The organism is Micromonospora sp. URMC 103 (assembly GCF_051386435.1).
Taxonomy (GTDB): Bacteria; Actinomycetota; Actinomycetes; order Mycobacteriales; family Micromonosporaceae; genus Micromonospora.
This window is the reverse complement of sequence record NZ_JBPQTR010000004.1, coordinates 264,529-286,836: the sequence shown is the minus strand read 5'-3', so window position 1 is coordinate 286,836 and position 22,308 is coordinate 264,529. Positions and strand designations below refer to the sequence as shown.

Annotated in this window: 24 protein-coding genes; 13 read left to right on the top strand and 11 right to left on the bottom strand. The window is 74.0% G+C overall.

Annotation, left to right across the window (positions count from 1 at the left end; all coding sequences use genetic code 11):
• Complete coding sequence (locus tag ACSNOA_RS04895; protein ID WP_436656701.1) at nt 1-1,305, bottom strand: S1C family serine protease; 1,305 nt, start codon at nt 1,303-1,305, stop codon at nt 1-3.
• 230 nt (nt 1,306-1,535) lie between these two features.
• On the opposite strand from ACSNOA_RS04895, the gene ACSNOA_RS04890 reads away from it, so the two are divergent.
• On the top strand, nt 1,536-2,186 hold the full coding sequence (locus ACSNOA_RS04890) for an O-methyltransferase (RefSeq protein WP_436658317.1): 651 nt from the start codon (nt 1,536-1,538) through the stop codon (nt 2,184-2,186).
• A gap of 48 nt (nt 2,187-2,234) precedes the next feature.
• On the opposite strand, the gene ACSNOA_RS04885 is transcribed toward ACSNOA_RS04890, so the two are convergent.
• On the bottom strand, nt 2,235-3,710 hold the full coding sequence (locus tag ACSNOA_RS04885; RefSeq protein ID WP_436656699.1) for a leucyl aminopeptidase family protein: 1,476 nt from the start codon (nt 3,708-3,710) through the stop codon (nt 2,235-2,237).
• 135 nt (nt 3,711-3,845) lie between these two features.
• Nucleotides 3,846-4,013, bottom strand: coding sequence for a DUF3117 domain-containing protein (locus tag ACSNOA_RS04880; RefSeq protein ID WP_007455245.1), 168 nt, complete (start codon nt 4,011-4,013; stop codon nt 3,846-3,848).
• A 190-nt stretch (nt 4,014-4,203) separates the two neighbouring features.
• On the opposite strand from ACSNOA_RS04880, the gene ACSNOA_RS04875 reads away from it, so the two are divergent.
• Together ACSNOA_RS04875 and ACSNOA_RS04870 are read left to right on the top strand one after the other, a co-directional pair.
• Entirely contained in the window at nt 4,204-5,022 is an 819-nt protein-coding gene (locus ACSNOA_RS04875) for a PaaX family transcriptional regulator (RefSeq protein ID WP_436656694.1), read from the top strand.
• 4 nt (nt 5,023-5,026) lie between these two features.
• On the top strand, nt 5,027-5,818 hold the full coding sequence (locus ACSNOA_RS04870; protein ID WP_436656692.1) for an enoyl-CoA hydratase/isomerase family protein: 792 nt from the start codon (nt 5,027-5,029) through the stop codon (nt 5,816-5,818).
• Between the two features lie 310 nt (nt 5,819-6,128).
• Here ACSNOA_RS04870 and ACSNOA_RS04865 read toward each other — a convergent pair whose 3' ends face one another.
• Nucleotides 6,129-6,749, bottom strand: coding sequence for a hypothetical protein (locus ACSNOA_RS04865; protein WP_436656690.1), 621 nt, complete (start codon nt 6,747-6,749; stop codon nt 6,129-6,131).
• Nucleotides 6,750-6,762: 13 nt separating this feature from the next.
• Nucleotides 6,763-7,344 carry a DNA-3-methyladenine glycosylase I gene (locus tag ACSNOA_RS04860; protein WP_436656688.1) on the bottom strand — a complete coding sequence of 194 codons (582 nt, stop codon included), beginning with the start codon at nt 7,342-7,344 and terminating at the stop codon, nt 6,763-6,765.
• Nucleotides 7,345-7,482: 138 nt separating this feature from the next.
• On the opposite strand from ACSNOA_RS04860, the gene ACSNOA_RS04855 reads away from it, so the two are divergent.
• Nucleotides 7,483-8,382: a sterol desaturase family protein gene (locus tag ACSNOA_RS04855; protein WP_436656686.1), complete on the top strand. Its 900-nt coding sequence runs from the start codon at nt 7,483-7,485 to the stop codon at nt 8,380-8,382.
• A gap of 85 nt (nt 8,383-8,467) precedes the next feature.
• Here the strand turns inward: ACSNOA_RS04855 and ACSNOA_RS04850 are convergent, their stop codons facing one another.
• Together ACSNOA_RS04850 and ACSNOA_RS04845 are read right to left on the bottom strand one after the other, a co-directional pair.
• The gene (locus ACSNOA_RS04850; RefSeq protein ID WP_436656684.1) at nt 8,468-8,959 is read right to left on the bottom strand and encodes an SRPBCC family protein; all 492 of its coding nucleotides are present in this window, start codon (nt 8,957-8,959) and stop codon (nt 8,468-8,470) included.
• Nucleotides 8,956-9,624, bottom strand: a complete 669-nt coding sequence (locus ACSNOA_RS04845; protein WP_436656682.1) for a DivIVA domain-containing protein — start codon at nt 9,622-9,624, stop codon at nt 8,956-8,958. Before ACSNOA_RS04845 ends, ACSNOA_RS04850 begins: the two co-directional genes overlap by 4 nt.
• Before the next feature lie 151 nt (nt 9,625-9,775).
• Here ACSNOA_RS04845 and folP point away from each other — a divergent pair, with 151 nt between their 5' ends.
• Nucleotides 9,776-10,645, top strand: a complete 870-nt coding sequence (gene folP / locus ACSNOA_RS04840) for a dihydropteroate synthase (protein WP_436656680.1) — start codon at nt 9,776-9,778, stop codon at nt 10,643-10,645.
• Nucleotides 10,646-10,667: 22 nt separating this feature from the next.
• Here folP and ndhC read toward each other — a convergent pair whose 3' ends face one another.
• Entirely contained in the window at nt 10,668-11,045 is a 378-nt protein-coding gene (gene ndhC, locus ACSNOA_RS04835; protein ID WP_436656678.1) for an NADH-quinone oxidoreductase subunit A, read from the bottom strand.
• A 130-nt stretch (nt 11,046-11,175) separates the two neighbouring features.
• On the opposite strand from ndhC, the gene ACSNOA_RS04830 reads away from it, so the two are divergent.
• The 3 genes from ACSNOA_RS04830 to ACSNOA_RS04820 all read left to right on the top strand — a co-directional run bounded on the left by ACSNOA_RS04830 (nt 11,176) and on the right by ACSNOA_RS04820 (nt 15,759).
• A complete protein-coding gene (locus ACSNOA_RS04830) occupies nt 11,176-12,588 on the top strand; it encodes a hypothetical protein (RefSeq protein WP_436656676.1) in 1,413 nt (470 codons plus the stop codon).
• Between the two features lie 296 nt (nt 12,589-12,884).
• The gene (locus ACSNOA_RS04825; RefSeq protein WP_436656674.1) at nt 12,885-14,732 is read left to right on the top strand and encodes a 2-oxoacid:acceptor oxidoreductase subunit alpha; all 1,848 of its coding nucleotides are present in this window, start codon (nt 12,885-12,887) and stop codon (nt 14,730-14,732) included.
• A complete protein-coding gene (locus ACSNOA_RS04820) occupies nt 14,725-15,759 on the top strand; it encodes a 2-oxoacid:ferredoxin oxidoreductase subunit beta (protein WP_436656672.1) in 1,035 nt (344 codons plus the stop codon). The genes ACSNOA_RS04825 and ACSNOA_RS04820 overlap by 8 nt, the downstream gene beginning before the upstream one ends.
• A gap of 76 nt (nt 15,760-15,835) precedes the next feature.
• On the opposite strand, the gene ACSNOA_RS04815 is transcribed toward ACSNOA_RS04820, so the two are convergent.
• Nucleotides 15,836-16,483, bottom strand: coding sequence for an FMN-dependent NADH-azoreductase (locus ACSNOA_RS04815; protein ID WP_436656670.1), 648 nt, complete (start codon nt 16,481-16,483; stop codon nt 15,836-15,838).
• Nucleotides 16,484-16,573: 90 nt separating this feature from the next.
• On the opposite strand from ACSNOA_RS04815, the gene ACSNOA_RS04810 reads away from it, so the two are divergent.
• Nucleotides 16,574-17,056 carry a MarR family winged helix-turn-helix transcriptional regulator gene (locus tag ACSNOA_RS04810; RefSeq protein WP_436656668.1) on the top strand — a complete coding sequence of 161 codons (483 nt, stop codon included), beginning with the start codon at nt 16,574-16,576 and terminating at the stop codon, nt 17,054-17,056.
• Between the two features lie 60 nt (nt 17,057-17,116).
• Here the strand turns inward: ACSNOA_RS04810 and ACSNOA_RS04805 are convergent, their stop codons facing one another.
• Nucleotides 17,117-18,130 carry a potassium channel family protein gene (locus ACSNOA_RS04805; RefSeq protein ID WP_436656666.1) on the bottom strand — a complete coding sequence of 338 codons (1,014 nt, stop codon included), beginning with the start codon at nt 18,128-18,130 and terminating at the stop codon, nt 17,117-17,119.
• 157 nt (nt 18,131-18,287) lie between these two features.
• Here ACSNOA_RS04805 and ACSNOA_RS04800 point away from each other — a divergent pair, with 157 nt between their 5' ends.
• From ACSNOA_RS04800 to ACSNOA_RS04785, 4 genes are all read left to right on the top strand, one after another.
• Nucleotides 18,288-18,800, top strand: a complete 513-nt coding sequence (locus tag ACSNOA_RS04800) for a SigE family RNA polymerase sigma factor (protein WP_436656664.1) — start codon at nt 18,288-18,290, stop codon at nt 18,798-18,800.
• Between the two features lie 11 nt (nt 18,801-18,811).
• Entirely contained in the window at nt 18,812-19,921 is a 1,110-nt protein-coding gene (locus ACSNOA_RS04795; protein WP_436656662.1) for a hypothetical protein, read from the top strand.
• 119 nt (nt 19,922-20,040) lie between these two features.
• Nucleotides 20,041-20,529: a helix-turn-helix domain-containing protein gene (locus tag ACSNOA_RS04790; protein ID WP_436656660.1), complete on the top strand. Its 489-nt coding sequence runs from the start codon at nt 20,041-20,043 to the stop codon at nt 20,527-20,529.
• A 135-nt stretch (nt 20,530-20,664) separates the two neighbouring features.
• Complete coding sequence (locus ACSNOA_RS04785; RefSeq protein ID WP_436656658.1) at nt 20,665-21,264, top strand: ClpP family protease; 600 nt, start codon at nt 20,665-20,667, stop codon at nt 21,262-21,264.
• 52 nt (nt 21,265-21,316) lie between these two features.
• Here ACSNOA_RS04785 and ACSNOA_RS04780 read toward each other — a convergent pair whose 3' ends face one another.
• On the bottom strand, nt 21,317-22,198 hold the full coding sequence (locus ACSNOA_RS04780) for a trypsin-like serine protease (RefSeq protein WP_436656656.1): 882 nt from the start codon (nt 22,196-22,198) through the stop codon (nt 21,317-21,319).
• Nucleotides 22,199-22,308: the final 110 nt, after the last annotated feature.

Sequence of the window (22,308 nt, the reverse complement as noted above, 5' to 3'; positions counted from 1 at the left end):
TCACTTGGCATCTGCGGCCAGCGTCACGGAAGCGTTCTGCCTGCTCGCCCCCCGGCGGTACTCGACGGTGACCACCGAGCCGGGCGCGAACTTGCGCACCAGGGCGATGAGGTCGCTCGGTTCGGTCATGGGCCGGCCGTTCAGCCGCAGGACGACGTCCCCCGCCCGCAGGCCGGCACCCGCGGCGGGACCGGACGGCTCGACCGACGCGAGGCGTACGCCGCCGCCCGCCACGCTCGCGCCCGGACCCCCCACCTGGGCGCCGATCACCGTACGCCGGGCCTTGCCGGTGCCGATGATGTCCTGCGTCACCCGCTTCGCCTGGTTGATGGGGATGGCGAAGGCGAGGCCGATGTTGCCGGCCTCCTGCCCGTCCGAGACGAGTGACTTGATGGTCGAGTTCACACCCACGACGCGGCCGGCCGCGTCCACCAGCGGGCCGCCGGAGTTGCCGTGGTTGACCGCGGCGTCGGTCTGGATCGCCGCGTAGTAGCGCACCGGGCCGCCCGGCTCACCGGCCTGCATCGTCCGGTCGAGCGCGCTCACGATGCCCGCGGTGACCGTGTTGGCCAGCGAGAGCGGCGAGCCCACGGCGAGGACCGGGTCGCCGACGGCGAGCGCGTCCGAGTCGCCGAACTCGACCGGGCGCAGGCCGTTGCGATCCACCTTGATCACCGCGATGTCCGACTCCGGGTCCTGGCCGACCAGGGTGGCCGGGGCGGAACTGCCGTCGTTGAAGACCACCGAGGCCTTGCCGGTGCCACCGGCCACCACGTGGTCGTTGGTGATCACGTGCCCGTCGGCGCTCGCGATGAAGCCGGAGCCCTCGCTCGTGCCGCCGAGGCTGCTCACCCGGACGGTCACGACGCTGGGCAGCACGCGTTCGGCGACGCCGGCCAGCGATTCCGGCTTGCGCTGGGCGAGTGCCGGCGCCTGGGCCGGGTCGGCGCCCAGCACCGTGCCGGCCGCCGCGCCGCCGCGGACCGCGAGCGCGTAACCGAGCGCGCCGCCGAGCGACCCCGCCAGCAGCGCGCTGACCAGCGAGATGAGCAGCAGGTGGCGGAGACCCGGCCGGCCTGGGGCGTCCGGGTCGGTGACCGGTTCGAGTTCCGCGCCCGGCACGGCGGCCGCCGGCACGACCACGGCGGCCGGCGCGTGCGGGTCGCGCCACGGGTCGGCCAGCGCGTCCGACCACCAGGGCGGTGCGCTGCGGTCCCCGGCGGTGGCCGGCGGGCCAGCGGCCCCCGGCGGCGCCGCCGGAGCCGTCCCCTCAGCGGGCCGGCGCCAGTCCCAGCCGTCGGTCACGTCGGTGCCTCCCAGTCCGTCCCCCGGGCCCCGCACCGCGCGATCGGACAAGCACGCCCGGGCGGCGATCGACGGGACACGCATCCAGGATTGCACGGATGTCCGGAACCGGGTCAGGGGTTGCCTCCGTGACCGTACGGGCGGACGCGCGGCTGCGCCCGCACACGGCCGGCTCTAGGCTCATAGCCGCCAACCCGCCCCCTGCACCATTCGCCGCCCGGAGGTGCCCCATCGCCACGGTCGCCGGTTCCGGCAGCCAGACGAGCCCGGCCCAGCAGTTCGCCGAGTCGTACGTCGCCGAGGACCTCGTCCTGCGGACCGCCCGCAGTCTCGCCCGCGAGGTGGGCCTCGACGCGGTGACGCCGAGCGCGGGTGCCGCGCTGCGGCTGCTGGCCGCCGCCGGCAACGCCCGCGCGGTGGTGGAGATCGGCACCGGCACGGGCGTGAGCGGCGTCTGGCTGCTCCGCGGCATGCGGGCGGACGGCGTCCTCACCACGATCGACGTCGAGGTCGAGCACCAGCGGATCGCCCGGCGGATCTTCGCCGAGGCGGGCTTCGCCGCCGGCCGGACCCGGATCATCACGGGCCGGGCGCTCGACGTGCTGCCCCGCCTCGCGGACGGGGCGTACGACCTGGTCTTCGTGGACGCGGAGGCGACCGGTTTCCACGCCTGTGTGGACGCGGCGCTGCGGTTGCTGCGCCCCGGCGGCGTGCTCGCCCTCAACGGCACCCTGGCCGGTGGCCGGATCGGCGACCCGGCCGCCCGGGACGCCGAGACGGTGACCGTCCGGGAGACGATCAAGGCGATCCGCGAGTCGGAGCACTGGATCCCGGCGCTGCTGCCGGTGGGGCACGGGCTGCTCGCCGCCGTCAAGTGCTGACCGCCCCGGCGGCCGCCGGTCCGCCGGGGTCGGGCCGCCGGGGGCCGGTCAGCCCAGCGTGGCCAGCCAGCGCAGCAGGGCGCGTACGCCCCAGCCCGTCGCACCCTTGGTGAGCTCGGCGTCGTCGGCGTCGGCCCAGGACGGCGCGGACATGTCCAGGTGCGCCCAGCGGTCCCGCAACTCGCCCGTGAACTCGCGCAGGTAGAGCGCCGCGACCACCGAGCCGGCGCCCTGCGTCGGTGCGCTGTAGAGGTCCGCCACGTCGCTGCCGAGGTACTCGACGTAGTCCGCGGGCAGCGGCATCCGCCAGGCCGACTCGCCGGCCTCGGCGGCGGCCGCCACGAGGTCGGCGGCGAGACCGTCGCTCTCGCTGTAGAGGGCCGCCGTGCGCTTGCCGAGCGCGACCGCGTTGGCGCCGGTGAGCGTCGCGAGGTCCACCAGCAGGTCGGGCTTGAGCTCCTGGACGGCGTAGGCGAGCGCGTCGGCGAGCACGAGCCGGCCCTCGGCGTCGGAGTTGGTCGTCTCGCTGGTCACCCCGCCGTAGTGGCGGATCACGTCGCCGGGGCGGAACGCCGAACCGCTGGGCATGTTCTCGGCGAGCGGGGCCAGCGTGGTGACCCGTACGGGCAGCCGCAGCGCCGCCGCGCCGACGGTGGCGGCGATCACCGAGGCGGCTCCGCCCATGTCCTTGCGCATCAGCTTCATGGCCGGCACCGGCTTGATCGAGATGCCGCCGGTGTCGAAGGTGATGCCCTTGCCCACGAGCACCACGTGGGTGCGCGCTCCGGCCGGGTGCCAGTCCAGCTCGACGAGGCGCGGTCCGCTGGCCGAGCCGCCGCCGACGGCCAGGATGCCGCCGAAGCCCTCCGCGGCCAGCTCGGCGGGGCCTCGTACCCGCAGGTGCAGGTCGGGGACCCCGGCGCTCACCTCGGCCACGCGGTCGGCGAACCACTGCGGGTTCTTGACCGAGGACGGCGTGTTGGTGAGGTCCCGGGCGAACCGGGTCATCCGGGCCGTGGTGCGGGCGGCCTCGACCACCGCGAGATGGTCGTCCGGGTCGGCCACCACCAGGTCGACGGCGGCGAGCGCGGGGGCCGCGCCGGCGTCGGTCAGGCGGAAGCGGTACGAGGCCAGCAGCAGCCCCTCGTAGAGCCCCCGGACGGCGGCCGGGGACGCGTCCGCGGGCAGCACGATCGTGGCGTGCGTCTCCTCGGCGGCGGCCCGGGCGACCGCGGCGCCCGCCCGTCGCCAGCCCGCCTCGTCGCCGTCGCCCACGCCGACCAGGAGCAGCACGCCGGGCGTACGCCCCGGACGCAGCTGCACCCGGACCTCGCCCGCGCGGCCGGTGAGCCGGGCGGCCGGGGTCAGTGCGGCGGCCTCGTCGGCGACGCCGTCGGGCAGCGCCACCGCGGTCGGGACGGGCACGGCCGCGGCGTCGCCGCCTCCCGCCGTGTCGGTCGGTCGGACGGGCAGGACGAGGGCGTCGAGCCGGTCGGGCTCGGCGAGCAGACGGATGGCGAGCACGCGGGACCGTACCTCCAAGGAAGATCGCGGTGCGGCGAGCCCCGCACCGGTGAAGCCCTGAGCCACCGGCCAGGCCGGTGGCTCAGGGTATGACGAACCGTCGGGACGGCGGACGCCGCCCAGACCGCTCCTCGATCAGCCGGCGGCCGCCTTCAGCGCGTCACCGAGCGCGTTGGCCTCGTCGGGAGTCATCTCGACGACGAGCCGGCCACCGCCCTCCAGCGGGACCCGCATGACGATGCCCCGGCCCTCCTTGGTGACTTCCAGCGGACCGTCGCCCGTCCGCGGCTTCATCGCCGCCATGTTGTCTCCCCTCAGACCTACACCAGGGTCGGTGGGTTGCCCCACAGCCACTTCGTCACGACCACCCGCAACCGTCGCGGGGGCGTCGACCAACGATTTTCCCTGATGAACACCGCCGGACCCAAACCGAAGCAGCATTGATGTAACAGCATCTAGCTTATCTTGAGAAGGCCTGTCACAATGTGCGGTCATGCAGGCACGGTCGGCACTCTTCGACCTGTACGGCGACCACCTCCGGTCGAGGGGTGGCCGGGCACCCGTGGCCGCCCTGGTCAAGCTGTTGGCGCCGCTCGGCATCGCCCCGCCGGCCGTGCGCACCGCCGTTTCCCGGATGGTCCGTCAGGGCTGGCTGGACCCCCTCAAACTGGCCTCCGGCCCGGGGTATTCGATCACCCCGAAAGCCGCCCGGCGGCTGGACGAGGCGGCCGCCCGGATCTATCGGACCGGCCGGGTCGGCTGGGACGGCCGGTTCGACCTGCTGGTCCTCGAGGCACCGGCCGCACGGCGGGAACGGCAGCGGCTGGCGGCCAACCTGACCTACCTCGGCTACGGCACGCTCGACGAGTGCACCTGGGTGGCGACCCGGCCGGGTGAGGACGTGGACGTCCTGCTGAGCGAGGCGGGCGTGCGCTACGAACGCTTCACCGCGGCGCACGCCGCCGGCACCCCCGGCGCCATGGGCGTGGTGCGCCGCGCCTGGGACCTGGGCGAGATCGGGCGGGCGTACGAGCGGTTCGTCGCCGAACAGCGCCCGCTGCTGAGCCGGGTGACCGTACGCAGCGGGGACGAGGAGGCGTACGCCGCCCGGTTCCGGCTGGTGCACGCGTGGCGTACCTTCCTGTTCCGGGACCCGCAGCTGCCCCCCGCTCTACTTCCCGAACGCTGGCCCGGCACCGCCGCGGCCAGCTTCTTCGACCGGCACGCGGCGCGGCTGCGGCCGGCCGCCGACCGGTACGTCGAGACCTGCCTCGACGCCGGCAACCGTCTCGCCAGACAGAAGGGTCGTTAGACACGTGACCGAGCCCCTGCTCGTCGACCGGACCGACGCCGTCGTCACCCTCACCCTGAACCGCCCGAAGGCGATGAACGCGCTCGACGTCGCGCTGAAGGAGGCACTCCGGGACACCCTGGCCGAGTTGGAGACCGACCGGTCCTGCCGGGCCGTCGTGCTCGCCGGCGCCGGCGGGTCGTTCAGCGCCGGGCAGGACCTCCGCGAGCACGTGGCGACCCTCGAGGCCGGCGGCGGCGACCCGCTGTCGACCGTCGGGGCGCACTACAACCCCATCGCCGCCCGGCTCGCCAACCTGCCCAAGCCGGTGGTGGCCGCGGTCCGCGGGATGGCCGCCGGCGCGGGCGCATCCCTCGCCTTCCTGGCCGACATCCGGATCGGCGGCCCGGGCACCAGTTTCCTCATGGCGTTCGCGAAGGTCGGCCTCGCCGCCGACACCGGCGCCTCGTGGACGCTGCCGCGGCTCGTGGGCCACGCGAAGGCCGTCGAGCTGCTGATGCTCGCCGAGCCGGTGCGGGCCGAGGAGGCGTGCCGGCTGGGACTGCTGAACCGCCTCGTGGACGACGACGAGCAGGTGCTCCCGGCCGCGCAGGAGCTGGCCGCCCGCCTCGCCGCCGGGCCGACCGTCGCGTACGGGGCCATCAAGCGCCAGCTCTCCATCGCCGACGCCGGCACGCTCGCCGACGCGCTGGCCGCCGAGGCCCAGGCGCAGACGATCTGCGGCGCCACGGCCGACCACCGGGCGGCCACCATGGCCTTCGTGGCCAAGGAGCGGCCGGTCTTCGAAGGCCACTGAGGCGCCCGAGCGCGCCCGCACCGCCCGCCAGGCCGCTCCGGCCGCTCCGGCCTCGGGCGGCGGTGGGTGTGCTCGCGCGTGCTGTCGAGCTGCCCCAGATATGGGGCGGTGCCGGGGTGCGCGCGTCCCCAAGATCCGCACAACTTCCTGGAGGTAGTGGCCTCGACGGGCGGGGAGGCCACTACATCCGGGAAGTTGCGTACATCCAGGAAGTTGCGTACACCCGCCAAGTGCGCGCTCCCACGCCGCCGGCGTTGCCTGGGCCTGCCCGCCCGGCGCTCCAGGCCGGCCAGGGACGGCAGGCCAGGGCCTAGTCGTCCTCCTCCGGATCCTGGTTGGCCTCGGCGCCGAGCACGAACGCCTGCATGGCCAGCTCGTCGCCGGACGGCGACACGAAGGCGGGCAGCTCACGGGGGCCCAGCTCCTGCACGTACGACCAGAAGAGCCGCACCGCCTCGGCCGGGGAGTCGGCCTCGATCGGCAGGTCGAGGCTCACGAGCCAGGTGCGCCGCGGCGGTGGCGGGCCGAGCCGCTCGGCGAGCGCCCGGTAGACCGCCGGGTCGAGCGCGGTGACCGGCCCGTCGAGCGCGAGCTGGCCCGCCGACAGCGGCTCGTCGAAGGCCCGCCGGGTGTACGTCACCACGAGCACCGCCTCCCGGTCGGACTGCGGGTCGTCCGGGTCCTCCGGGCGGGCGACGGTGGGCGCGCTGACCCGGCCCAGCGCCACGAGGCGCAGCGGCTCGTCGGCGAGCACCGCCACCTCGTCGCCGGGGCGGGGGCGCACGGCCCCGGCCAGGCCGGTCAGCTCGAGCGTGTCGTGGTGCACGAGCCGCTCGGCGTCGAAGCGGCCAGCGGGCAGCAGCACGGCCCAGGCGCCGGCGCCCGGCGCACGGCTCGCCCCGGCGGCCCGGTGCGCGGTGTCGGTCGTCATGTCTCCCATCCCATCACGCCGTCCCCGTCGGCTCCACGTGACAGCCGTCGAGGTGATCGTCGACCATCCCGGTGGCCTGCATGAGCGCGTACGCCGTGGTCGGGCCCACGAACCGGAAGCCGCGCTTCTTGAGCGCCTTCGCCATCGCCGTCGACTCGGGCGTGATCGCGGGGACCTCGGCGAACGAGGCCGGACGCGCCGGCCGGCGGGCCGGGGCGTACGACCAGAGCAGCGCGGAGAGCCCCTCGGGCAGCTCGGCGGCGGCCCGGGCGTTCGCGATCGCGGCCTCGATCTTGGCGCGGTTGCGGACGATGCCGGCGTCGGCCAGCAGCCGGGTCACGTCGGCCTCGCCGTAGGCGGCCACGGTCGGGATGCGGAACTCGTCGAAGGCGAGCCGGAACGCCGGGCGCTTGCGCAGGATGGTCAGCCAGGACAGCCCGGACTGGAACGCCTCCAGCGTCATCCGCTCGTAGAGCACGTCGTCGCCGTGCAGCGGCTGGCCCCACTCGGTGTCGTGGTAGACGGCGTAGTCCGGGGTGCTCGCCCCCCAGGCACAGCGCGGCAGCCCGTCGGCGCCGATCACCAGGTCAGTCACGCGTACACGCTAGGCGAAACCTCCGACACCCATTGCCTCCCGGCCGCGGCCTGCCTATGGTGCAGGTTACCGACCGGTAGGGATGCGGCGGCCGACACCGAGCGCCGCGCCGTGGGCACCGACCGCGGGAGGCGGGCCATGAAGGAGTTCCCGAACGTCATCGCCTGGTCGATCCCGGCCTTCGTGCTGCTTGTCGTCCTGGAACGGATCTCCTACCTGCTGCACCGCGACGACGACGAGCGGGGTTACGGCGGAGCCGACACCGCGACGAGCCTCGCCATGGGGCTGGGCAGCGTGTTCACCGACCTGCTCTGGAAGGTCCCCATCGCGGCCGCGTACGCGCTGCTCTACGCGCTCACCCCGCTGCGCGTCGCCGAGGTGTGGTGGAGCTGGCCGCTGATCCTCGTGGCGCAGGACCTCTGCTACTACTGGTCCCACCGGGGCCACCACGTGATCCGGATCCTCTGGGCCGCGCACGTGGTGCACCACTCGTCGGAGCGGTTCAACCTCTCGACCGCGCTGCGCCAGCCGTGGACCAGCGTGACCGGCTGGATCTTCTACGTCCCGATGATCCTCCTCGGGGTGCACCCGGCCGTGGTGGCGTTCGCCGGCTCGATGAACCTGCTCTACCAGTTCTGGATCCACACCGAGCGGATCGACCGGCTGCCCCGCTGGTACGAGGCCGCGTTCAACACCCCGTCCCACCACCGCGTGCACCACGCCTCGCAGGGCGGCTACCTCGACCGCAACTTCGGCGGCATCCTCATCGTCTGGGACCGGCTCTTCGGCACGTTCGCGCCCGAACGAGAGCGCTGCGTCTACGGCCTCACCAAGAACATCGAAACCTACAACCCGGTCCGCGTGGCCTTCCACGAGTACGCCTCGATCGCCCGCGACCTGCGCGCCGCCACCGGCTGGCGGCAGCGCGCCGGCCACCTGTTCCGCTCGCCCGGGTGGCGGCCGGCTCCGGCGCGACCGCTTCCGGTCGCACCCGGCGAGCCCCTGCCGACCGCGTCCGCGCCCGGCTCGGCGGGCTGAGGGCGGCTGGAGCAGACGGCACCGCTCGCCGCCTCAGGGCCGGGGCACCGCGCCACGCCTCAGGGCAGGCGCACCGCGCCACGCCTCAGGGCAGGCGGCCCTGCTCGACCAGGCGGCCGAACCGGCGCAGCGCCTGCGTGAGCCCGACCTTCGGGCCGGGCCAGAGCACCGGCCAGGCCACCCGGCCGGCCGCGCCGCCGGGCAGGTGGAACCACTCGTGCCAGACCACCTGTGTGCGGTTGCGGGCGAGGGGCGTGCAGCGCAGCACCCCCGGCCCCCGCAGCAGGCGCCCGCAGTGCACGACCCCGATCTCGTACGGCTCGTCGACCCGGACCACGCGCATCTCGTCGCGCAGCTCGGCCGGGCCGAGCGCCGTCACGGCCTCCACGAGGCTGCCCTCGCGCCCGTCGCCCTCGACCACCCGCACCCGCGTGAACGGGATCCAGTCCGACTGGCGTTCCCAAGCGAGCAGGGCCGCGAAGACCCGTTCCGCCGGGGCGTCGACGATCACCGTGGCGGTGACCTCGGCGGCGCCCGGCTGGGCCTCCTCGGGCAGCCCGGTCCCGCCCTGCGTCACACCGACTCCGACCGCACCACCGGGCCCGGCTCGGCCGAGCCGTCCGCCGGCCGGCCCCGGGCCGCGGCGCCGGCCGCGTCGACCGGCGACGGGGCGACCTCGGGGGCGTCCGGCTCTCCGGGGCCGCCGGACGCCGGCGCACCGGCCGCGTCCGTGTCGACCGGGCTCCGCTCGGGACCCGCCGACGGTCGCTCGGCCGCGGGGGGCGCCGCCGTCGTCGCGTCCGCGGGACCATCTCCCGGCGCGGCGGCGTCGCCGCGCGGCGCGCCCGGCACGGCCACGACGCCGTTGGCCGCCGGCACCCCACCGGCCGCCTGCTCCCGGGCCCGCCGCAGCGCGTCCGCGTCCGCCGTGCGCCCCTCCCGCAATGCGACGACCTCCGCTTCCAGCACGCCGATCAGCTCGGACTTGTACCCGATGTCGTAGGCGGCGCGGCGCATCGCCTGGTCGACCTCGGCCATCCGGTATCCCCGCAGGGCGGTGTCGAACCGGACGTGCTCCACGTCCGACTCGTGCAGCGGGCGGTTGCCGGGCAGCGGCACGGCCCGCCCGTCGGGTTCGGCGGGCACGAGGCCCGGATCCCGCCCGGTGACCAGCACCGTCACCCCGAACACCACCGCCGCGACGGTCAACGCCACGACCAGCATGAGCAGAAGCTGACCCATGCACAGATCGTGGCATGCCGACCGGGCCGGAGCGAGCCCGCCACCGACGTCGGCCGGACGGACCGCACGGCGGCGGTGCCGGGCGACCGGTTAGCGTCGGGTCCGGCCGGCCGCGCGGGGTCCGGCCGCGGGAACTCGACAGGGAGGCGCGATGGCCGGGGAGCTTCGGCTCGGGAGGCGGACGTTCGCTCCCGGCGAGCTGGTGGTGATGGCGATCGTCAACCGCACGCCGGACTCGTTCTTCGACCGGGGCGCCACCTTCGCCGCGGACAGCGCGCTGCGGGCCGTCGAGCGGGCCGTGGTCGAGGGCGCCGAGATCATCGACATCGGTGGGGTGAAGGCCGGCCCCGGCGCCGCGGTGGACGCCACCGAGGAGATCCGGCGGACCGTCGACACGATCGCCGCCGTCCGGGCGGCCTTCCCCGAGGTCGTGATCTCGATCGACACCTGGCGGGCGGAGGTCGCCGTGGAGGCCGTGGCCGCCGGCGCCGACCTGCTCAACGACACCTGGTCCGGCGCCGATCCCGCGCTGGCCCGGGTCGCCGCCGAGACCGGCGCGGGGCTGGTCTGCTCGCACGCCGGTGGCCTCGCGCCGCGTACCCGCCCGCACCGGGCCGCGTTCGACGACGTGGTGGCCGACGTGGTCGCCACGGTGACCGGGCTCGCCGAGCGGGCGGTGGCGCTGGGCGTACGCCCCGACGGGATCCTCATCGACCCGGCGCACGACTTCGGCAAGAACACCCGCCACTCGCTGGAGATCACCCGGCGGTTGGACGAGCTCACGGCCACCGGCTGGCCGTTGCTGGTGGCGCTCTCGAACAAGGACTTCGTGGGCGAGACGCTCGACCTGCCGGTCGCCGAGCGGCTCGAGGGCACGCTCGCCGCGACCGCGGTCTCCGCCTGGCTGGGCGCCCGGGTGTTCCGGGCCCACCAGGTGCGCCCCACCCGTCGCGTGCTCGACATGGTGGCCTCGATCCGCGGTGACCGCCCGCCGGCGGCGACCCGGCGGGGCCTGGCCTGATCCGGCGCGGGCGGCGCCGGGCTCAGGTCCAGCGCAGGATGTTCCGGCGCCAGGCGTACAGGATGCCGAGCGCCAGCACCGCCACGAAGATCGCCATCTCGACGACCGTGACCAGGCCGAACCCGGGCCGGTCGAAGACCACCGCCCAGGGAAAGAGGAACACGGCCTCGACCGCGAAGAGCACGTAGAGGTACGCGTACACGTAGTAGCGGATCTGCATCTGCGCCCAGTCGCCGCCGACCGGGTCGAGCCCGCACTCGTAGCTCGTCCGTTTGCCGGGCGGATCGGCCGGACGGCTGGGACGTAACAACCGATTGGCCGAGAACGCCGTAACGAAGAAGAGGACGCTGACGAGCAGCAGCAGCCCGAGCGTCGCGTACGAGCCCAGGTATCCGGTCACGGTCGGCAGCCTACCGTCCGGGCCGAGGGGGCGTACCGAACACGTTACGGATTTGTTTCCGCTCGGGACTAGTGCCGCACGGCAACCGATGCCGACCATGGGACACCGACCCGTCGCCCCCGGAGGACAGATGGCCAGCATGGACGCACCGCCCCGATCGCGGGCGTGGCGGTACGGCGTACCCCTGCTCGGGGCGACGCTCGCGCTCGGCGTGCTGGCCGCGATCGCCGCCGTGCCGGGATGGGCGACGGCCGCTCCCGGGGCGACGGGCCCGGTCGCCATGACCACCGAGCCGGACACGGATCCCGGTGGGGACACCCCGAGCGCCGAGCCGACTGAAACCGATCCGGAACCGACCACCCCGCCGCCCACGATCGACCCGCCGGAGGAGACGACTCCACCCCCGACGGCCACCACCCCGGCGCCCACCACCGACGCGCCGGAGACCCCGGCGCCCACCACGGCCGCCCCGACCCCCGTGACCAGCACCCCCACCCGGCCCGGCCCGCCGCCACCGCGGCCCCCGGCGCCCGGCAGCGCTCCGGCGCCGAAGCCGCTCGGGGTCCGGGTCACGACCGGCGACGTACGGCTCACGCCCGCCTACTGGAACGCGCCGAGCACGGTCACCACCCTGCGGGTCACCGTGACCAACACCGGCACCACCGCCGAGGAGATCCGCCTGTCCTACACGCTGCCCGCCGGGTTGACCGACGCCGGCACGAAGGGCTGCGCGGCGGCCGGTGGCCGCGCCTACCGCTGCGGCCGGTGGACGGCCAAGGCGGGGGCCCGGTTCAGCACCCTCGTCCGCGTACGGGTCGCGGGCGACGCCTGGCGGCGGATGCCGCTGAGCGGTTCGGTGGCGGTCACCGCGAGCGCGGCGGACGCGAACGGGACGGCGAGCGACAACGAGGGGTTCGCGGTGCTCTTCCCACCGGGTCCACCGGTGCCGGGGATCGCGCTCGAGGCCGACGAGGTGGCGTTCGACATCAGCGGATCCGCGAGCGAACTCGCGGTCCGGCTCGCCAACACGGGCACGGTGGACGCCTCGGGCCGGGTCGAGGTCGTGCTTCCCGCCGGGGTCACGGCCCCGGCCCCGCCTCCCGGCTGCGCCACGGTCGACCCGACGCGGACCCGCTGCGACCTCGGTGCGATCCCGGCCGGCGGCCGCACCGGCCTGCGCCTGCCCGTCGAGGCCACCCCGGAGGCCCAGCGGGACGCCCCGCTGGCCGGTGCCGTGATCGGTCGCCTCGACCCGCGCAACGGGCGCACCCGGCAGGTCCAGATGAGCTTCCGGATCACCGCGGCCGCCGCGCTGGCGAGCCCGGTGGCCGCCGCGCCCGCGCCGACCGGCTCGCAGGGCGTGCTGCCCGCCGACGCCGCCCTCACCGACCGCGGGGGTTCCGGCTCGGCGCGACGTACGGTGATCATCCTCATCGCGGCCTCGGCCCTGGTGGTCGTGCTGGCGCTCTGGCTGGCCACCACCTCGCTGCGGCGGCGGTTCACGGAGCCCGTGGCGGAGCCGGCCCGCGTACCGCAGGAGTGAGCCGGCGGGGCGGACCGGGCGGACCGGACATCGGCCGACGGTGATCTCGATTACGGCGGGCGGCACCAAACGCCACTAAGTGGTGAATTTCACCCCCCGATTCGGTCCCAGTCGCCGAACCTCCCGGGAGGGTGGCGGGTCGATCCGACGTAGGCTCTCAGGTGAGAAAACCACATGCGGCCGGGCCGGAAACGGCCGGCGCGGTGCGCGGTGCGTCAAGGAGGTCACGTGGCCGGGCGAGGCGAGCGCACCCTGATGTCGGGCCGCCACCGGGCGCAGCGAAACGAGGTGCAGGCGTGAGCAAGCAGACCCGTCAACTCGATCGGGTTGTCATCCGGTTCGCCGGCGATTCCGGCGACGGCATGCAGCTGACCGGGGACCGGTTCACCTCGGAGACCGCCCAGCTCGGCAACGACATCTCCACGCTGCCCAACTTCCCCGCGGAGATCCGGGCCCCCGCCGGCACCCTGCCCGGCGTGTCCAGTTTCCAGGTGCACTTCGCCGACTACGACATCCTCACCCCGGGTGACGCGCCGAACGTGCTCGTCGCCATGAACCCGGCGGCCCTCAAGGCCAACCTGGCCGACCTGCCCCGCGGCGCCGACATCATCGTCAACACCGACGAGTTCACCAAGCGCAACCTCGCCAAGGTGGGCTACCAGGTGAGCCCTCTCGAGGACGACACCCTCGCCGGCTACGCGGTGCACCCCGTGGCGCTGACCTCGATGACCATCGGGGCCCTCGCCGCCCAGGACGTGTCCAAGAAGGACGCCGAGCGAGCCAAGAACATGTTCGCCCTCGGCCTGCTCTCCTGGATGTACTCCCGCCCGTACGAGTCGACGCTGCGGTTCCTCGAGCGCAAGTTCGCCGCCCGCCCGGAGCTGGTTGCCGCCAACGTGGCCGCCTTCCGGGCCGGCTGGAACTTCGGCGAGACCACCGAGGACTTCGCGGTCCGCTACGAGGTCAAGCCGGCGAAGATGCCGCCGGGCACCTACCGCAACATCACCGGCAACGCGGCGCTCTCGCTGGGTCTGGTGGCCGCCGGCGTCCGCTCCGGGCTGCCGGTCTTCCTCGGCGCGTACCCGATCACGCCGGCCTCGGACATCCTGCACGAGCTGAGTAAGCACAAGAGGTTCGGCGTGCTCACCATGCAGGCCGAGGACGAGATCGCGGCGGTCGGCGCCGCCCTCGGCGCCTCGTACGGCGGCTCGCTGGGCGTCACCACCACGAGCGGCCCGGGCGTGGCCCTGAAGAGCGAGACGATCTCCCTGGCGGTGGCGCTGGAGCTGCCGCTGGTCATCGTCGACGTGCAGCGCGCCGGGCCGTCCACCGGCATGCCGACCAAGACCGAGCAGGCCGACCTCAACCTGGCGCTCTACGGCCGCCACGGCGAGGCGCCGGTCGCCGTCATCGCCCCGAAGTCGCCGGCCGACTGCTTCTACGCGGCCATCGAGGCGGCCCGGATCGCGCTCACCTACCGCACGCCGGTGATCCTGCTGTCCGACAACTACGTGGCCAACGGCTCCGAGCCGTGGCTGCTGCCCGACGTGGAGTCCCTGCCCGACCTGCGGGTGGAGTTCGCCACGGCGCCCAACGGCGAGGACGGCGCCACGTTCCTGCCGTACCTGCGCGACCCGGAGACGCTGGCCCGGCCGTGGGCCGTCCCCGGCACCCCCGGTCTGGAGCACCGGATCGGCGGGCTGGAGAAGGCCGACAAGACCGGCGACATCTCGTACGACCCGGCGAACCACGACTTCATGGTGCGCACCCGCTCGGCCCGGATCGAGACGATCCCGGTGCCGGACGTCGAGGTGGACGACCCGGACGGCGACGCCCGGGTGCTGGTGCTCGGCTGGGGCTCGACGTACGGGCCGATCGGCGCCGCCTGCCGCGGCCTGCGCCAGCGGGGGCTCTCCATCGCCCAGGCGCACCTGCGGCACCTCGCGCCGATGCCGGCCAACCTGGGCGCCGTCCTGCGCGCGTACGACCGGGTGGTCGTCCCCGAGATGAACCTCGGGCAGTTGGCGCACGTGATCCGCGCGAAGTACCTGGTCGACGCGATCGGCTACAACCAGGTCCGGGGTCTGCCGTTCACGGCCGCGGAGCTGGAGACGATGCTGGAAGAGGTCCTGAAGAATGTCTGAGCCCGTCGCCCTCAAGCTCACCGCCAAGGACTTCAAGTCCGACCAGGAGGTGCGCTGGTGCCCCGGTTGCGGCGACTACGCGATCCTCGCCGCCATCCAGCAGTTCATGCCGGAGCTGAACATCCCCCGCGAGCGGATCGTCTTCGTCTCCGGGATCGGCTGCTCGTCCCGCTTCCCGTACTACATGAACACGTACGGGATGCACTCGATCCACGGCCGCGCCCCGGCCATCGCCACCGGCCTGTCGGCCACGCGCCCCGACCTGTCGGTCTGGGTGGTGACCGGTGACGGCGACGCGCTCTCCATCGGCGGCAACCACCTGATCCACGCGCTCCGGCGGAACGTCAACCTCAAGATCCTGCTCTTCAACAACCGGATCTACGGGCTGACCAAGGGGCAGTACTCCCCCACCTCCGAGCTCGGGAAGGTCACCAAGTCGACGCCCGTGGGCTCGGCGGACGCGCCGTTCAACCCGATCTCGCTGGCGCTCGGCGCGGAGGCCACGTTCGTGGGCCGCACCATCGACTCCGACCGCAAGCACCTCCAGTCGGTGCTCCGGGCCGCCGCCGAGCACCAGGGCTCGGCGTTCGTGGAGATCTACCAGAACTGCAACATCTTCAACGACGGCGCGTTCGACCAGCTCAAGGAGCCGGCCACCCGCGACGATTTCCTCATCCGGCTGGAGCACGGGCAGCCCATCACCTTCGGCCGGGACGGGCAGTTCTGCGTGGTGCACCCGCCCGGCGGGTTCGGCCTGGAGGTGCGGGAGACCGCGACGACCCGCCCCGAGGAGATCGTCGTGCACGACGCGACGGTCACCGATCCGGCGTACGCCTTCGCGCTGTCCCGGTTGCCGGGCCTCGACCTGCGCAACACCCCGATCGGCGTCTTCCGCTCGGTGTCCCGGTCGTCGTACGACAGCGTCGTGCAGGACCAGCTGGCCACCGCCCGGGCGGCGGTCACCGAGACGCCCGAGCAGCAGCTCGCGGGTCTGCTCAACAGTGGGGACACCTGGACGATCCTCTGAGGCGCGGCCGACGGACACGACGCGGGCGGGTCATTCCCACGGGAATGACCCGCCCGCTCGTCGTACCGCCCGACGGTCAGACGCCCGCCGAGGCCGGCACCCACAGCTCGTCGATGCTGCGCTCGGCCGCCGCGAGGCTCTCCTCGTGCAGCGGGACCAGTTCGGCCATGGCCGGCACCCCCGGTGCGAGGGTGAGCTCGGCGGTGATGAAGCGCGGCTCCAGGCCGGTCTGCGAGATGCCGTGCGGCAGCCAGGGCTCGGCGTGGTCCCAGCCCTCGCGCGGGGTGCCCGCGCCGTAGCCGCCGCCGCGGCTGGCCACCACGATGAACTCGCGGTCGCCCAGCAGGCCGGCGCGGGTCTCCGGGTCGAACGCGAGGCCGGGAGCGATCAGGTGGTCCACCCAGGCCTTCACGCTGCTCGGGGCGCCGTAGTTGTAGAGCGGCAGGCCGAGCAGGACCGTCGACGCCTGCGCCACCTCCGCCACCAGCTCCTCGCTCAGCTGCCAGGAGGCGCGCTGCGCCGGGGTGTGCTGGTCGGGCGGCGTCATCCGGGCGAGGCCGCCCGCCTCGTCGAGGTGTGGCAGCGGCTGCTTGCCGAGGTCCCGGTAGGTCACGGTGCCGTCCGGGTGGGCGGCACGCCAGGCCGCGGCGGCCCGGGCGGTGAGGCGGCGGCTGATCGAGTGCTCGCCACGGATGCTGGAATCGATGTGCAGAAGGTGCGGCATGGGTCAATCCTCCATGGGTCACGGATCGTTCGTGTAGTGCCAACTATTTATAGCAGCACTATGTTCCGTGCCCCGGGTAAACTGGCTCACATGTCCTCCGGGCCGCTCGACCAGGGAGAGCGCCGCTCGGGCGCGCTCCTCGAGCACCTCGCCCGCCGGATGCGCCTGCGGTCGGAGTCGGTGTTGGCGCCGCTCGGGCTGCGCCCCCGCCACCTCGTGGCGCTCACCGTGCTGCGCGACAGGGGCGACATCAGCCAGCAGGGGCTTGCCAGCACGCTGCAGATCGACGGCACGAACGTCGTGGGACTGCTCAACGAGCTGGAGACCGCCGGCCTGGTGGAACGCCGGCGCTCCCCCGAGGACCGCCGGCGTCACGTGGTGACGATCACCCCGGCCGGCACCGAACGGCTCAGCGAGGCCGAATGCGCCCTCGCCACCGCGGAGGACGAGGTGCTCGGCGGGCTGCGGCCGGCCGAGCGTGACCAGCTCTACGAGCTGCTGCGCCGGGCCACCAGCGGAACGACGATGACCTGCGCCGCCGAGCCCACGGAGGACCCGGACCCGCTCTGCTGACCCCGGGTTCCGGCTCCCGGGCGCTCAGTCGCGCTTCCGGCCGACCGCTCGGTCGGGACGTCAGCCGGCCGGCGTCGACTGGGGCCGGTCGTCCCGGACGTGCACCAGCATGTCGCCGGTTTCGATGACCGCGCCGGCCCGGTCCGCGAGGGTGACCACCTTCCCCCGCCGAACCAGCGCGATGACCAGGGAATCCAGTTCCCGGGGAGAACGGCCCACCTCGTCGCGCTCGGCCGACCGCATCGCGAGCGCCATGCCCTGACCCGGGGTGAGCAGGTCCTCCACGACGTCGATCAGTGGCGGGGCGGAGGTCGACAGCCCGAGCAGGCGGCCCGCGGTGGCGGACGAGACGATCACGTGGTGCGCCCCGCTCTGCTTCAGCAGCGGTGCGTTCTCCGCCTCGCGGGCGGCCGCGATGATCCGCACCTGCCCGGCGGTGAGCTGCCGTACGGTCAGCGCCACGAGGACCGACGCGTCGTCGCTGTCGGTCGCGATGATCACCGCCTTGGCGGTCTTCACGTGGGCCTGGTTGAGCGTCGCCGAACGGGTCGCCGAGCCCTCGATCGCCACGAGCCCGGCCGCCGTGGCCTGCCGCAGCGCCGCGCCACTGCGCTCGACGACGATGATTCGCGACTTGTCCAGCCCGTTCTCGAGCAGGGCGGACACCGCGCTGCGGCCCTTGGTGCCGTAGCCGCAGATGATGACGTGGTCCTTCACGGTCTTCCTCCACCGTGCCAGGCGACGGCCGGTCCGGTACTGCTCGGTCAGGACTTCCAGGGTGGTGCCGACCAGGATGATCAGGAAGAGCACCCGGGCGGGGGTGATGTAGACGACGTTCACGAGCCGGGCGGTCTGGCTGATCGGGGTGACGTCGCCGTAGCCCGTGGTGGAGAGGGTCACCACCGCGTAGTAGAAGCAGTCGAGGAGGGTCAGGCCGTCCTCGTTGACGTCGCGGTATCCGTCACGGTCGGCATAGACCACCGCTACGGTGGCGAAGACCAGGGCGAGCGCGGCGGCCAGGCGCAGGCTGAGCGCGCTCAGCGGCCCTCGGCGCTGCGCGGGAAAGTGGATCACCGTCGACCCTGCTCCGTCGGCTGCACGTGCACAACATAGCGGGTACGGCGGAATCCGCACTTCCGGGTGGCCGGCGGGCAACCTGCCGGGGTTCCGCACTCGACTACCGGTCGACGATGACGGACGGCGGAGGCCGGCGGGCGGAGGGCGGATCTTCGTGGAGACGAGCGGCGGGCGCGGAGCCAGGGCCGACGCGGAGTTCACCGACTTCGTCGCGGCCCGGATGGCGCAGTGGCGGCGAACCGCGTACCTGATGTGTGGTGACTGGGATCGCGGCGACGACATCCTGCAACGGGTGCTCACCGAGCTGTATCGCAACTGGAGCCGGGCCCGGCGGGCGGAGTACCCGGACGCCCTCGTCCGCACGATGCTGCTGCGCCGGTTGCTGGACGAACGGCGCCTCCGCTGGACCCGGGTGGTGCTCGGCGCCGCCCTGCCGGAGCGGCACGCCGACCAGGTCGACCCGACGGACCGGATCACCCTGGTCGGGGCGCTGCGTCAGGTCCCGCCCCGACAGCGCGCGGTGCTCGTCCTCCGCTACTTCCAGGATCTGAGCGTCGAGGAGACCGCGAAGGCGCTCGGATGCACGACGGGGACCGTCAAGAGCCAGACGGCGAAGGGCCTGAACACCCTGCGCGCCCTGCTCGATCCCGCACCGGCCGGACGCTGAGAGGAGCGACCATGCTGGACGAAACGAAACTGACCCACCTGATGCGCGCCGAGGTCGCCGCCTCGGAGCCACCCTCCACAGTGCTCGACGTCGGCCGGGCCATGGCCACCGGTCGTCGGCAGCGGCGCCTCGCCCGGTCGGCGGGGGCCGCGATGGTGGTCGGCGTACTGGCCGCCGCCGGCCTGACCATTCCCGGCCTGGTGGCGGGCGACCGGCCGCCGTCGGCCGTCGAGCCCGCCGCGCCGGACCGCGCGACCGGACTGCCGGCGGCGCTGACCGTCGTCGAACCGGACGTCGTGTACGTCCGGTTCGGCTGGCTGCCGGACGGGGTGCGGCACCTCCAGTACCAGTCGGGGTTGCTGCTCTCCGGGCGCGGTGTCTACCTCGGCGCTTCCTTCAACGAGACGGGCGAGCCCTGGCGCGGCGTCGCCGTGAGCCTGTTCCCGAAGGGCGCGCAGCCGCCGGCGCCGCAGCTTGACGACGGGAGCGCCGCCACGCTGCGTGGCACCCACGCCGGACCGAACCTGCATGGTGGGCCGAGCACCTTCGTGTCGTACGCCGGCGCGCAGCGGTCCGAGGCGATCCTGCGCTGGCGGTACGCCCCGGACGGCTGGGCCCAGGTGCGGGTCCTCGGCCTCCCGGGCGACCCGAGCGACGCGGCCGCACGGGCGGCCCGGACCTTGACCTTCGGGCAGGAGGTGCTGCCCATGCCCGCGACCGTGCGGGGCGTTCCCGACACGCTGCGCGCCATCACGGGCGAGGTCGTGCTCGATCTGCACGAACCCCGCTCCTGGTACGCCGGCATGACGTGGTCGCCCGAGCCGCCGGACGCCGACCCTGGCCGGCAGCGGGCCCGCACCGTGAGCGTGGGCTTCTGGCCGTACCGGCAGATCAGGGACCCGAACGAGAAGGGGTACGTCGACCCCAACACCACCCTCGACGGGCACGCGGCGCAGCTCACCGGCGAAGGTGGCATGGAGTCGCTGACGGTCTACGACGTCGCGGGCGTCAACGTGTCGATCAACGACGACGGGCTGCTGCCGGGCGGCAGCCGGGCGCTGTTCCGCCGGCTCGACATCGGCCCGGACGCTGCCCGCTGGCTGCCGCACCTCGGCCGGTGAACCGGTCCCGGGTCGGGCGCCCGGTCCGACCCGGATGCCGGTCCGGGGCCGTCCGAGCCGGCGACAGCGGGCATGATGGGGGTGTCCCCCGGACGACGAGGCAGGGAAGTGAGGCCGGCATGTCGTTGCTGCGACGGGTGATCGGTGGGGTGCTGCGCCGGCTGCGGCTGCGCCAGGGCCGCACCCTGCGTGAGGTGGCCGCGGCCGCCGGGGTGTCCGTGCCCTACCTCTCCGAGGTGGAACGCGGGCGCAAGGAGGCGTCCTCCGAGGTGCTCGCGGCGATCTGCCGGGCACTCGGCATCCACCTCTCCGAACTGCTCGAGGAGGCCCGGGACGACCTGCGGCGCGTCGAGCCCGCCGTGCCGGCGTCGCCCCGCTCCGGGTCCACCACCCTGGCGCCGGTCCCGGCGCCCCGGCCGCAGGCCGGGCCGAGTCTCCGGCTCGGTCCGCGTACCCCCCGGGGCATGCTGCACGGCGGCCCCGGCGGGAGTGCGCCCACGCTGCGCGTCGGCGGGGCCACTCCCGCGCCGGCCGGGCGTCGCGGCCCGCGTACCGCCGGGTTGCTCGCCTGCCGGCACGCCCGCGCACGCCGGCTCACCGCGATCTGATCCGGTCCCATTCTGCCGGCGGCGAATTCGCCGCCGGCAGAATCGCTGGGATTACCACCACCGCCCCGCGCAGGCTGGAGAGGCCGGTCCCCCGGGCGGTCCCGCCGCCCGCCGGCACGGTGGAGGGCGAAAGTCATGATCGGGTACGAGCCGGTACGGATGCTGGAGAGCGGGCAGCCGTCCTTCGGTGACCAGGTGTTCGAGCGGCTGCTCAAGGAGCGGATCGTCTTCCTCGGCACGGAGGTGACCGACGACTCGGCGAACCAGATCTGCGCCCAGATCCTGCTGCTCGCCGCGGAGGATCCGGAGAGGGACATCTACCTCTACATCAACTCGCCGGGCGGTTCGGTGAGCGCCGGCATGGCGGTCTACGACACCATGCGGTACGTCCGCAACGACGTGGCCACGCTGGCGCTGGGTTTCGCCGGGTCGATGGGGCAGTTCCTGCTCTGCGCCGGCGCGGCCGGCAAGCGCTACGCGCTGCCGCACTCGCGGATCATGATGCACCAGCCGTCCGGCGGGATGGGCGGCACGGCCGCGGACATCACGATCCAGGCGCAGAACATGCTGCACGTGAAGCAGACCATGCAGGAGCTGATCGCCCGCCACAGTGGCCGCACACTCGACGAGATCCAGCGGGACTGGGACCGCGACCGCTGGTTCACGGCCGAGCAGGCCCGCGAGTACGGGCTGATCGACCAGGTGATCGCGCGCGCCGATCAGCTCCCGGGATGAGCCCGGCGGCGGCCGGCGATGGTCCCGCCGGCCGCCGCCGCTCGACCTGGCCTCAGGGAAGGTCGACGAACTCCGCGAGGAAGTCGCGCGCGGTCGGGGTGTCCATCCGGTAGACCACGTTGGTGGCGTAGCAGGGAGCGTCACCGGTGATGGTGGTGGCCGCGAGGATCCGCTGCCCGTCGATGGTCACGAAGTTCGGGCCGCCGGAGTCGCCGTAGCAGGCCCCGCCGTAGCCACGGCTCTCGTTCATGGCCAGGCGGACCCAGGTCTTGTTGAGCGCGTTGAAGCCCAGCTCGGCCTTCATCCGCACCCCACCGCCGAGGTGCACCTGACCCCCCGGACCCCGGGTGGCCTCCTCGGTGCCGTACCCGACGACCTCCCATCGGGACGTGTCGAGCGCCCGGCTGCCGATCGCGTCGAGCTGCCCCGCCGTCGGCAGGGTGGCCGGGGTGAAGTCCCACCGTCGGTCCAGCTCGGCCGCCTGTGCGCCGTCGAAGGTGACCACGGCGATGTCCTGGGCGTTGGCCGAGTTGCCCGGGTAGGCGGGGTTCGTGTGGGCGACGCCCTCGACACCGACGGCGGCGGCCACCTCCTCCGGGCCCAGCCCGGCGCTCCGGGCGGCGGCGAGCGCACCGTCGACGTCGTCGGCGAGCGAGACGTAGAACCGGGCGCCCGGCGCCCAGTCGGTGGTGCAGTGGGCCGCGGTCAGGAAGACGTCCCGATCGATCATCGTCCCGGAGCAGTACCAGTCGACGACGTCGGGCGTCGCCGCGTCACCGTCCTGGTCCCACTGGACGAGCAGCGCGCCGACCTCGGTGCGTTCGGGCGCGGGCTGGGCGTTGTAGGTGTTGACCGCGGACGCCGGGGTCGCCGCAGCGATGGTGGCGGCGAGCGCCGCGGTCGTCAGCGTGCTGAGCAGTGCGGTACGGCGCAATGAATCCTCCGTCACGTCGGGCAGGCATGGACGAGGATCGACGGATGGCGGCGGACGCGCCCCCTCACTCGCGTCCGGCACCGATGGTCGCGCGAAGCCCGCGACCTGCC